The sequence below is a fragment of the Actinomycetota bacterium genome, assembly GCA_013152275.1.
GTDB lineage: Bacteria > Actinomycetota > Acidimicrobiia > Spongiisociales > UBA4744 > BMS3Bbin01.
The window spans coordinates 42648-54725 of the sequence record JAADGS010000036.1; the positions used below are offsets into that span (position 1 = coordinate 42648).

At 63.0% G+C, this 12078-nt stretch carries 9 protein-coding genes; 2 read left to right on the forward strand and 7 right to left on the reverse strand.

The window, feature by feature from the left end:
- Positions 1-23: 23 nt before the first annotated feature.
- Entirely contained in the window at positions 24-989 is a 966-nt protein-coding gene (locus tag GXP34_06880) for an SMP-30/gluconolactonase/LRE family protein (GenBank protein NOY55697.1), read from the reverse strand.
- A gap of 153 nt (positions 990-1142) precedes the next feature.
- Here GXP34_06880 and GXP34_06885 point away from each other — a divergent pair, with 153 nt between their 5' ends.
- Positions 1143-2687 (forward strand): nicotinate phosphoribosyltransferase, encoded by a 1545-nt coding sequence (locus tag GXP34_06885; protein ID NOY55698.1) that lies wholly within the window; start codon positions 1143-1145, stop codon positions 2685-2687.
- Between the two features lie 39 nt (positions 2688-2726).
- Here GXP34_06885 and GXP34_06890 read toward each other — a convergent pair whose 3' ends face one another.
- The 6 genes from GXP34_06890 to GXP34_06915 form a co-directional block, all read right to left on the reverse strand.
- Entirely contained in the window at positions 2727-5033 is a 2307-nt protein-coding gene (locus GXP34_06890; GenBank protein NOY55699.1) for a molybdopterin-dependent oxidoreductase, read from the reverse strand.
- Positions 5026-5493 carry a (2Fe-2S)-binding protein gene (locus tag GXP34_06895; protein NOY55700.1) on the reverse strand — a complete coding sequence of 156 codons (468 nt, stop codon included), beginning with the start codon at positions 5491-5493 and terminating at the stop codon, positions 5026-5028. Before GXP34_06895 ends, GXP34_06890 begins: the two co-directional genes overlap by 8 nt.
- Positions 5490-6320, reverse strand: a complete 831-nt coding sequence (locus GXP34_06900) for a hypothetical protein (protein NOY55701.1) — start codon at positions 6318-6320, stop codon at positions 5490-5492. Before GXP34_06900 ends, GXP34_06895 begins: the two co-directional genes overlap by 4 nt.
- A 635-nt stretch (positions 6321-6955) precedes the next feature.
- The gene (locus tag GXP34_06905; GenBank protein NOY55702.1) at positions 6956-8503 is read right to left on the reverse strand and encodes a hypothetical protein; all 1548 of its coding nucleotides are present in this window, start codon (positions 8501-8503) and stop codon (positions 6956-6958) included.
- Entirely contained in the window at positions 8490-9191 is a 702-nt protein-coding gene (locus GXP34_06910) for a hypothetical protein (protein ID NOY55703.1), read from the reverse strand. The genes GXP34_06905 and GXP34_06910 overlap by 14 nt, the downstream gene beginning before the upstream one ends.
- Complete coding sequence (locus GXP34_06915; GenBank protein ID NOY55704.1) at positions 9188-10813, reverse strand: prepilin-type N-terminal cleavage/methylation domain-containing protein; 1626 nt, start codon at positions 10811-10813, stop codon at positions 9188-9190. Before GXP34_06915 ends, GXP34_06910 begins: the two co-directional genes overlap by 4 nt.
- A gap of 233 nt (positions 10814-11046) precedes the next feature.
- On the opposite strand from GXP34_06915, the gene GXP34_06920 reads away from it, so the two are divergent.
- Complete coding sequence (locus GXP34_06920; protein NOY55705.1) at positions 11047-12069, forward strand: amidohydrolase family protein; 1023 nt, start codon at positions 11047-11049, stop codon at positions 12067-12069.
- Positions 12070-12078: the final 9 nt, after the last annotated feature.

Here is a 12078-nt window from a genome sequence, read left to right on the forward strand (position 1 = left end):
CTGCTCCTCTCCGATACTTGGCGTCAGTGCCAGTGCCGCAAAGGAAGCCCGGGCACCGGCGAGTCGAACGTCACCAGGTGGGTCATGGCGAGCGAGCCGAGGTACACCGTGCGCAGATCCGGTCCGGCAAACGTCACGCTGGTCGGAAACTGGAGTGTCGGTCCCACACACGCGAAGAGGTCTTCCGGTGCGAGCGTGTTCGACTCGATCTTCGCTATGGCGCTTTCCAAAGCGGGCTCGTTCACATCCTCGAAGACGGCGTGATAGTCCCCGTCGGGTGTGATGATCCCCAGGCCGTTGCGGGTGATCGGCGTCACCCAGAGGTTGCCCTCGGCGTCGAACGCGAACCCGTCGACGTAGGCGCCGCGGTCCAGACCGTCGGGCCCGTATACCTCCGCATCGCCGAGGGTGCCGTCCTCGTGCACCGGGAAACGCAGGATCCGTGCCTTCATCGTCTCGGCTGCGTAGAGGTACCGTTCGTCGGCATCCATCTTGATCTCGTTCGTGAAGTAGATGCCGTCGGCGACGACACGCGGCCCCTTCTCATCCCACAGGATGATGTAGCCGTCGGGTCGCGGCGCAGCGGCGGCGAGGAACCACGGGTTGGCGCGTGTCGAGATGGAGATCCATATGCGGTCCTTGCTGTCGATGAACACGTCGTTCGCCGACCCGAGGGGATGACCGTCGATCTCGTCGAGGAGCACCGAATGGTTGCCGTCACGGTCCATGGTGTAGATGGTGCCGTCGCCGATATTCGCGATCGTGAAGGTCGTTCCGTCGGCGTTGAGGGCGAAGCCGTTGCACTCGGGGCCGATTGAGCCGACAGTGGTCATCGTCCCGTCGGGGTCGATGCGAGTGAGCGCGCCTCGATTGTCGGGCGTCCATAGCGTTCCGTCGCGTTCGGCGAGCACGTTCTCGGGACGGGCGAGGCCTTCATAGACGAACCGAAGCTCGGAGAGATCGAGCGTGAAGTCGTTGATCGAACCCATGGGGCACCTCCAGAAGTCGCGAACTGCTCCTGTGCATGCTACGACCGCCCCTGTGGGCATGTTGCCGAAAGATGGCCTGGCCTCACGACGTTTCCCCGTGAGAGGATGTCACACCATCGCACGTGAGCGAGATCTGGCAGTACGATCATGACGATGAATGCCGATCAGCGGGCGATCACAGACGGTTTCCTCTTCACGGACCTGTACCAGCTCACCATGGCGCAGGTCTACTACCGGCTCGGCGTGCATGAGCAGCCCGCCGAGTTCGATCACTACTTCCGCTCGTACCCCGATTACGGAAAGCATCAGGCAGGATACGCGGTGAACGCGGGACTCGAATGGCTGCTCGACTGGATGGCCGAGACCCATGTGCAGGACGCCGACACCGACTACCTGAGAACCCTGACCGGCACCACCGGCAAGCGTTTGTTCGCCGATGACTTCTTGCATTGGCTGCGGATGAATGGGGACTTCTCCGGGCTCAGCGTCACGGCGATCCCGGAAGGACGCATCATCCATCGCAATGTGCCGATCACGGTGATCGTGGGACCTCTCGCCATGGCGCAAGTGCTGGAAACATCTCTTCTCAACCGCCTGAACTACCCGACGCTCATCGCCACGAAGGCCTCGCGGGTGCACGAGGCGGGTCGGGGCAGACCGGTGCTCGAGTTCGGGATGCGCCGGGGACCGGAACGGGGCACCGATGCGGGGACACGTGCCGCGCTGATCGGCGGCGCCGACTTCAGCTCCAACGTCGGCACATCGGCGACTCTCGGCCTTCCTGCGAAGGGCACACATGCGCATTCGTTGATTCAACTGTTCCTGGCAAAGGGAGAGGGCGAGATCGATGCCTTTCGAGCCTACGCGGACGTCTTTCCCGACGACTGCCTTCTCCTCGTCGATACGATCGACACGATCGAGAGTGGCATTCCCAATGCCATCACCGTGTTCGAGGAGCTGCGCCGCAAGGGCCATGAGCCGCTTGGGATTCGCCTCGATTCGGGTGATCTCGCCTACCTGGCGATTCAGGCGGCGGCCATGCTCAACGCGGCAGGTTTTCCGAATGCGTCCATCGTGCTCTCCTCCAATCTGGATGAGCTCGCCATCTGGCAGATTGTCTCTCAGATCGAGGGAGAGGCACCTCGGTACGGTGTGGACGCCGACCGGCTCATCAACCGCCTCAGTTATGGCGTCGGAACCCGCCTCATCACCTCACACGGCGACGCGTCCCTCGATGGCGTGTACAAGCTCGTGGCGATCGAAGAGCAGGGGAAGTGGATGCCGGCGATCAAAGTGTCGGAGTCGCAGGCCAAGATCCCCAATCCCGGCCGGAAGCAGATCTGGCGGCTCTACGACCGGCGAGGCACGGCGACGGCCGACGTGCTCGGCACCGTCGATGAGCGCCTTTCGATGGATGAGCCGCTGACGCTGCATCATCCGGTCATTCCGACCGCGGTTCGGCGGCTGGAGGCCGGTGCGATCTCCGAGGTCGAGGTACTGCCTATCCCCGTCGTTCGGGAGGGCAGACGGGTATCGGAGCCGCCGTCCATGGAGGAGCTGCGGAGACGCCGGATTGCCGACCTCGATCGTCTCGATCCCGGGGTGCGGCGACTCATCAACCCGCACGTCTATCACGTGTCGCTCACCGAAGCGATGTGGAACCTGAAGGTCGGGCTCGTTCGCTCACTGCGAGTGTGACAGGGCGTCGCGGCGCGACCGGGCCGTTTCCATCAGGCGTTACGAGTTCGACATGGCACGCCAGATCGTCTCCGAGGTGAACGGCGGTTTCGTCAACCGGACACCCACGGCGTCGTAGATGGCGTTGGCGAGGGTGGGGATCGGGGCGTTGATACCGATCTCCGCGATGGACTTGGCCCCCATCGGTCCGGTATCTTCGTATGTCTCGACGAGGATCACTTCCAGGGGGGGCATGTCCGTCGTCGCGGGGATCTTGTAGCGGCCGAGGTCCGGGTTGCGCATGCGGCCGTACTTGTCGAAACGCATCTCTTCCATCAGCGCATACCCGATTCCATTCGCGATCGCCCCTTCGAGCTGCCCTTCTGCCAGGCGAGGATTGATCGGGGTGCCACAGTCGGCTGCGGCGACGTAACTCACGATCTTCAGCTTCCCGGTCTCGACATCGACGGCAACTTCCGCAAACGATGCCAGGAACGGCGGTGGGGATACGTCGGCGACGAACGAGGCGGTCGCCCCGATCTGGAACTGCTCCACACCGTAGAGAGAGCGCAGGGCCACATCGGAAAGCGTGACACTCCTGGTGTCTCTCGCGATCACCGTGCCATCGACGAACTCGAGGTCGTCGGCATCGACCTTGAGCATGGCCGAGGCGACTCCGGCGATCTGAGAACGAACGGTCTCCGCTGCACGCACGACGGCGGAGCCGGATACATAAGTCGTCGACGATGCGTAGGCACCGACGTCGAACGGGGTGACGTCGGTATCGGAGGACAGCACGAGGATCTTGGAGAGCGGGACACCGAGTACTTCTGCGGCCATCTGGGCGAGGATGGTGTCCGAGCCGGTCCCCAGGTCCGTTGCACCGATGAGAAGGTTGAACGAGCCGTCATCGTTCATCTTGATCGTTGCTGCGGCCATGTCGACGGCGGGAATACCGGATCCCTGCATATGGATCGACATGCCGACGCCGTGGATCCACGGTCCTTCGCGCCGTCGAGCACCGCGCTTCTCGGCCCAGCCGATACGTTCGGCACCGATCTCGATGCATTCGTCGAGACCACAGCTTCCAACGGTCTGCGGCACTCCCTTGCGCCCCTCGCCGAGTTCTTCAAAGATCGGACTGGTCTCTCCGGACCGGATGTGGTTGATGCGCCGTAGCTCGAGAGCGTCCATGCCCAGCTTCTCGGCGAGCAGGTCGATCGCCGTCTCCAATGGGAAGATCCCCTGGGTGGCCCCGTAGCCCCGGTACGCGCCGCCGACGGGAAGGTTCGTGTAGATCCCACGGGCGGAGAAGCGCACATTCGGTGCCTTGTTGTACATCGGCAGGGTTTTGGAACCCGTGTTGGAGACGACGGTGAGGTTGTGGGCGCCGTAGGCTCCGGTGTTCTCGAGCGCCTTCATGTCGATGGCCTGAAGCTGTCCGGTCTCGTCGGCGGCAAGCCGGACGGTCACCCTCATGGGGTGGCGGGTCCGGGATGCGTAGAACTCTTCCGCCCTGGTGTATTCGAGACGGCTCGGCATGCCGGTCCGTAGGGTGACGAGACCGACGAGGTCTTCGATGAGGATTTCCTGCTTGACGCCGAACCCTCCACCGATACGTGGCTTGATGACGCGGATCCGACTCGCGGGTACTCCCAGGACGCGAGCAATGATCCTGCGCACGTGGAACGGAACCTGCGTGCTCGTGTACAACACCAGCCGGGCGTTGTCGTCCAGGTAGGCGACCGAGATGTGTGGTTCGAGGGGAACGTGCTGCGCATACTGGGTCTCGCCGGTGAATTCGGCCGACGCGAAGGCATCGGCGATCGCCTTGTCGACGTCGCCTATGTTTGCCTCGACCGCTCCGGCGATGTTGTGTTCCGCATCCCAGATTCCCGAAGCGTCGGGTTCGTCGTGGATCACCGGAGCGCCAGGGGCCATGGCCGCGTCGATGGAGAGCACGGGTTCCAGGGGCTCGTAGTCGACTTCGATCAACTCGAGAGCCTTCTCTGCGACCGCGCGTGAGGCGGCGGCAACGGCGGCAACCCGATCGCCGATGAAGCGGACCTTCTCATCGAACATGCGGGTGTCGTAGGGGGAGGGTTCGGGATGTCCCTGGCCGGCCGTCGTGTAACGGACGGCGGGGGTGTTGGCATATGTGAGAACGAGTGCGACGCCTTCGAGCGCCTCGGCCTTCCGGGTGTCGATGGCCTTGATGCGCGCGTGGGCATGCCGGGAGCCGAGCACGGCGATGTGCAACATTCCGGGAAGATCGAGGTCGCCGGCGAACACGGGCTTGCCGGTGACCAGCGCCCTGCCGTCGACTCGTCGTTCGTTCTGTCCGACGACGTTGAACCTCTCAGTCATCGGTGACCTCCCGCATCCTGGCTGCGGCGAGCTGCACTGCTTCGATCGGTTTGACGTAGCCGGTGCAACGACACAGGTTTCCACGAAGAGCCGCGCGGACGTCGGCTTCGGAGGGATGGGGGTCGCTGTTCAGCAACGCGGCCGCGCTCAGAAGCATCCCCGGGGTGCAGAATCCGCACTGGACGGCACCCGTATCGAGGAAGGCGTTCTGGAGAGGGTGCAGCACCCCTTCCGAAGCGAGGCCTTCCACCGTGAGGATTCGCTTGCCGTCTGCCGCCGGAGCCGGGTAGTTGCAGGAGGTGATGGCTCGCCCATCGACGAGTACGGCACATGCGCCGCAGTCACCGTTGTCACAGCCGTTCTTGACGCCTTTGAAACCCAGTCTCCTCAGCAGAACGAGCAGACTCTCGCCGGCGCCCACGTGTTCGTCGAACGGCTGATCGTTGACGGTGAATCTCACACGTACACCTCCTCGCCGGTGGTCTCGGTGAGGCAACGGCGCACCAAGACTCTTGTCAGGTGGCGGCGGTAGTCGGCGCTCGCCCGGGGGTCGTTGCGCACCTCGACGGTCTCCATGGCCTTTTCCGATGCTCGGCCGATGGTTGCGGCGTCGAGGCGGTGGCCGACCAGAACCGATGAGGCCTCACTCAGCTCGACGGCCAGGGCCGGTCGCTCGCCGACGACGACCCTGGCCCAGGAGACGACATCGCCTTCGAGACGGATCGCGCAGGCGACGTTCAAGATGGCGAGGTCATACGTGGTGCGGGCAAACTTTCTGAAGGCGGCTCTTCCCGTGTCGCGCTCGAGATGAACCCCGGTCACGACCAACCGGGTTCTGTTCTTGCGCGTCGAGTAAAAGTCCGCCAGCGGCATGTGGTGATGGCCCCCGTCGAAGAAGGAGATCCTCGCGTCGACGGAGAGGAGGACCGGCACGACATCGGAGAGCCTGCCTCGTGCCAGGTGCCCGCCGATCGAGGCGGCGTTGCGATGCAGCGGAGACGCGACCTGGGCGAGCATCGTCGGGATCACACCGGACCAGATATCGGCGAACGGCGAGTAGTCGAGTACATCGGTCAGTGTCGTCAGCGCTCCGATATGGAAGCCTGTGTCGTCGGCCGTGATTCCCCCGAGACCCGTGCGCGAGAGATCGACGAGTGTGGTGACATCGGCCGGAGGGTGCACGGTGAGGTCGGTGCCACCAGCGACGAGGCGGGCGCGCGTCCCCAACTTCTGAAGAGTCCTGAACGCCTCCTCGACGGACGCAGGGTGGAGGTATTCGGTGAACATGCTTCACGAGCCTAGTTGTGTTGCTGCGTTGGTTGGTCACATGGCTCATGGGCCGTTTCTTCCCGATGGCGGTCTGGGTTCAGGTGTGATCGTGCGTGAGGAATGGGCCGTAGAGGTCCTCGTGGCATTGCCGTTTCGAGTGGATCGGCACTGGACGGTCGCTCGACCGGGAGACGGTCGAGGGATGCATGCCACCCGCCTCGGTGAGCGCTCATCACCCATCGACAGAGAGCAACCCGACGGTTGTCGACGCCGGTTGAATTCTGCGCGCTTTGCGCCGGTTGAATTCTGCGCGGTTTGGTGGATGTCGTCCGTGGCGGCCGGTTGCTTGTGTTTGTCTTCGAGTCGGCAGAAGCCGCCTTTGAGGATGATGATGTGCGAGTGGTGGACGAGGAGGTCGCCTTGGCCGTGGCCGGAGGCGATGGTGGGAGGTGCCGCCCTTCGGCGGAGGGAGTTCCGCCAATGGACACCTCGAGACGCGCACCGATTGGCGAGGCCGTTGTGTCCGGGCCGCGATGCCTACCCCGCGGCCTTTCATCACTGCCGCGTCGCGGTACAAACGAAGCGCCGAGTGCCGGGTGCGGCGAGCGAAGTGGACCGCCGATCCACGCGCCGGCATCACTCGGCGGGCGCTTCTAGGGCTTTGCCCAGTCCGGGAGCGTGACTTCTTTCCAGCTGTCGTAGCTCCAGTCGTTGTCCAGGAGCGGGAACATCGGCGGGCGAAGGTACTCGAGCCGCGAGTCGAAGCCGTAGTGCCGATACTTGATGTACGAGGCGATGGCACCGACGTTGCGGGTCGCAATGGATCCGTTGGTATAGAGGTGGGATTCGGGCGGAGCGTACCCGCTGAATCGCCACCGGGCGTACTGGCCCAGGAGTGCTGCGTTGATGTACATCTTGCGGTCGGAACCGACTGCATTGTGATTCACGACAATCTCGTCGGAGGCCACGAGACCCAAAATGTCCTGAGAGTTTGGATCGTCGTAGTAGGTGTCGGCGTTGATGATGAGGTTCTTTCGCGAAGCCGCCGAACCCGCATACATGGTCAACGACCCGCGCAGAATCGAGTCCTTGAAGCCGTCGCCGTCTTGGTCCACGCCAACGGGCGCGTACCGATCGCCCACGACGAGGTGCTGGTTGGCCCACAGCGTTCCACTGACAGGCATGTCGAACGTGCCGTAGAGGGTCCATCCCGCCGATCCCGACTGCGCATTCGACCACCACCATGTCTCGCTGTGTGAGGTCGTCGACTTCAGGATCCGGAGCTTTCCCACGCCTCCATCCACGTAGGCGTGCACCAGCCACGCGGTTGCGTTGGCGTCGTCGAGACAGATGCCGCTGCCGCCGCAGGCCGTGCTCTTCACCAGGTCGAGATCATCCCAGAAGTCGTTGAAGTCGAGCGGCTGGGGATACGCATCGCGGATGTTGTTGAAACTTCCGGTCGGGGAGCTCTCCCATCCCTGGGCGCCGTCTGCCCAAACTGCCGGAGGGGAGGTGATCTTGCCTTCGGCGAACACGTCTGCGTGAGCCGTCGTGTCGCCGGCGAAGGAGATGTTGCCGCCGGCGTAGATCTTGCCGAACGTCTCGGCATAGGCACCGTATGACAGGTCGGTCTGCACTGCTCGGTAGAACTCCGACAAGGCGGTTGCATGGATGCTTGCCGTGATGGCGCGACGTTGCACCGACGTCCCGCGCTTACCGACAACCATCACTTCGACGGGTCCACTGATCGGCGGTGTGACTTCCATGAGCACACCGATGTCGTTCCTGCTGGCCGCCGCGTTCAACACCGGGTGTACGTACCAGTCAGGATCCGGTATGCCGTCTCCATTCCGATCGGGGTCGAGGTACGACCACGTCTGACAGCCTGCGAGCCACGCGTTGCCTGGTTGGACTATCTGCCCGTAGCCCGCCGCCGTGACCGTTTCGCAGCGCCGAGCCCGCTCTGCCTCGTCGACCCAATGAAGGTAGTAGAGGGGATCGATGGTCAGCTTGGAGGCGTAGCGGTCCAGCATTGCCTCTGCACCTGCCACGACGGTATCTTCACGCTGCTGGGAGCGTGCCTGCTCATACTGGATGGTGGCCTCTTTCAGCAGGGCAACGATGACCAGACTGACGAGCAGCAGCATCATCATCACCGTGATGAGAGCGATGCCCTGGTCGTTTCGGTCAGTCCGTCGCATTGCGCAGTCTCACTTCTTCGTGGAGGGCCATCGGGTTCAGCCCGGTGCTTGACGCATACGCGATACGCAGATCGACGATGATGAGTGGAGCGTTGCAGCGCGTCGACTCGACAGAACTCTCACATGAGGCAACCTCGGTACGAGTCGCAGGGCTACCCACCCATTCCACCGCCCGGAAGATGGGGCCCACGGACACGTACGGGTCTGCCAGCACGTTCTCGAGGGTGATGAACTGGCGATGGATCACGTTGTCGTCGAAGGTGTAGTCGGGAGGTACGGACGAGGTGTCCGCGGTATAGATCGTCTCTTTGAGATCGCACGTGCCACCTTGCGCGCCGTTGGAGCAATCGACCAGCTCGTAGACGTATTTCTCCGGAGCCGGATGCGGTTGGAGGCGGTCGCTATAGAAGACGAGCCTGTTCCACGCGACCTCCTGGATCGGCCGGCTCGACGCGATCGACAAAGGAGCACTGGCCTGGCGAAGCTCCACGACCAGGCCTTCGAGCATCGGTCGGGCCTCCCGCTGAACTTGCGCGAGGGAGGATTGACGTGCAAGGTCGGTCATGAGGCCGGTCACGACGGCGAAGATCGACGCGAGGGTGAGCGAGGTGATCGCGGTGGCGATCATCATTTCGACCACGGTGAAACCTTCGTCTCGGTGCCGGAGGAACGCGAAGATGTGCTTCATGACGCCGGACACGTCTTCCTGGAATAGGTTGACCACACCTTGTGAGACCCGGAATACACTCGGAGTCTGCTGGTGCTCTTGGTCGAGCCGTTCAGGCAAACCTTCTTGACGGTCCAGTTACCTGCCGCCACTGCTGCCGAGCCTTGGCCGTTCACATTCGGGTATACGAGGATCACGTCGTCGGGGTTGCCGCCCCTGGGCAGGTACTCGTAGTGCTCGACCGCCTGGTTGTTGTCGGTGAACGTGATCAGTCCGTATCCGGACGGCGTGGAGAGGGTCATGATCAGCGTCTGATCGTTCGAAACCGTGACGTTCTGCGTCCGCGATTGGTGCCCGAATGGGGACGTCGCGGTGACGGTGACGGTGACGTGGTTTCCTTCGACGAAGTGGGCAACCTCACCGTTCTGGTCGGTTGTCGCCGTGCTGGTGCCGGCAGCCACGACGAAGGTGAGTCCTACGCCGCGAATCGGAACGCCTGTGGCGTCCTTGACCTGCACCGTGAGGGTGGAACCGACAGCGACCGTCAGTGCGAATGTCTCGGTGTGGTCCGCGGTGTCGGGGTAGCCGGACGGGACCAGCACGTTGGAACGGTCGACCTGGGAGTAGCCGTTGGCCAGCAGGGAGAACGAGTAGGAGCCCGGGATGAGCGGGGCACCGTTTGCCTCGGTGATATCCCAGCCGCTCCCGTTCCATTCGGGGGAGGCTTCGGTAAAGGTGACCACGCCGAGCGGTTCGGTGAGCGTCAGGGTCGCAGGTCCTCCGACAGGTAATCCGTTCGCGTCGTCGTACATCTCGACGTGAAGGACGGCGGGATGGTAGATGCGCACCGTCATATTTGCGGTCTGGGTTGGTGCGACGTGGATTCGCTCTGCTTCGGTCCCGATGTCGCCCGGATGGATGCGCCACCCGCCGGAGTCGAGAGAACCCATCGAGCCTCCGAGCCTGGCGTAGTAGTAATAGTCGACCCCGGAACTGGTGTTGGCATCCAGTCCGGCGAAGATCTGGGTCGCGTCGGGTGTTCCCGGAAAGGCGACGAAGCCCGTGTCTTCCACGAGGAAGACCTTCGGGTAGGGCAGGATGCTCGGTGAAGCACCGTCCGGTTCCACTTTCACGAGGCTGACAATCGCATTCGCCTTGTTGTCGTCGGCGGCCATCGACGGTGGAGCGATGATCGTCGTCATCGCGATCGGCTTGAAATCGCCGGTGGTACGGCTGACCGTGACGATGACCTGTTTGTAGTCGATGCCAGAGTCGAAATGCCCTTGTACGCCGTCACCGCCTTGGGGAATGACGTCTTCGCCGGGATTGATGCTTCCGAAGTACTTGATGTCGGTGGAGACGGTGAAGTTCAGCCCGTTGACCGTCACCGTCTCAGAGGGCTGCAACACCCCCGAAGGCAGGCTGGACGTGTAGCCGACGTCTTGGTAGGCGAGACTGCGCAGTTCCTCGATACGGCCCTGAGCGATGTTCGTGGCGATGGTGGCCTGGCTCGACCTGCGCAGAATGTCGAATCCACTGGAGATCGGCCCGATGGTCATGACGATGACTGCACCGAGGATCGCCAAGGCAACCGCGACCTCCACCACGGTGAAACCATGGTCGGACCGGACATTCGGTTTCATACCGTTGTCCATCGGTAGGAGCGCCTGTTCGCTTGAGGGTTGTTGGACATCGAAATGAAGTGACTAGTGCCCTTTGCCGCCAGATCTCTGAACCCAGGGCTCAGGGGGGTCGCCACGACCCCTACGAACCCAGGGTTCGCAGGTACCCGTGTGTCGGCGTGATCGGTCTCGATGACATCAGCACGAACCTACGACTCGGAACACTAGGTTGAAGTTGACGAACGGGAGATCCCATGCCGGCGACAACTCCAGGAATGGTCTGCGCACACCACCACCTCTACTCGGTGCTTGCACGGGGCATGCCTGCTCCGCCAAAAACACCGACCAATTTCCTCGAGATTCTCGAACAGGTGTGGTGGCGCCTCGATATCGCTCTCGATCTCGACATGTTGGAGTGGTCGGCAAAGCTGGGCGCACTGGAGGCTCTGGAGCAAGGCACCACGGTGATCGTGGATCACAACGAATCGCCAAACGCCATCGAGGGCAGTCTTTCTGTCATCGCGGACGCCTGCGCGGAAGTCGGGGTGCGAGTGGTGTGTGCGTACGGCATCACGGATCGTCACGGGCATGAGGCGGCGCTGAGAGGCCTGGCGGAGAACGAACGTTTCATCAGGGGCGGTGGCAGGGGATTGGTCGGCATTCACGCAGCGTTCACCTGTGCCGACGAGAGTCTCGAATCTGCAGCGGGGATCGCGAGAGACCTCGGCGTGGGAGTGCACATCCACGTCGCGGAAGGCGAGGTGGACATCGAAGCCTGCCGGCGACTTGGTGCGCTGACACAGGATGATTGGCTTCTCATCCACGCGGTCCACCTGCCCACCGATCATGGCCTCTCCGGAACGATCGTGCACAACCCACGCTCGAATCTCAACAATGCCGTTGGATATGCGAACCCTGCCCGGTTCACCAACCCGGTCGCCTTGGGAACGGACGGAATCGGTGCTGCCATGATCGAGTCGTTCCGTCTCGCCTACGTCATGCAACGGTCCGTGGACGTGACGGCGAGCCCGGAGACGGCATGGGGCTGGCTGGAAGAAGGCTGGTGTATCGCCCCAGAGGCACTCGATGATCTGGTGACCTGGTCGTACGATCCTGTGGACCCGTGGCATCTTGCGTTCACATCCGGCGTGCATCCGGTGAGGGTCGAGATCGCGGGAGAGGTCGTCTTCGAGGACGGGAAACCGACGCGGGTCGATGCAAAGGAGATTCGGGCGAAAGCCCGAGAGCAGGCCATGCGCCTCCACGCCCGGCTATGAGTGGCCACG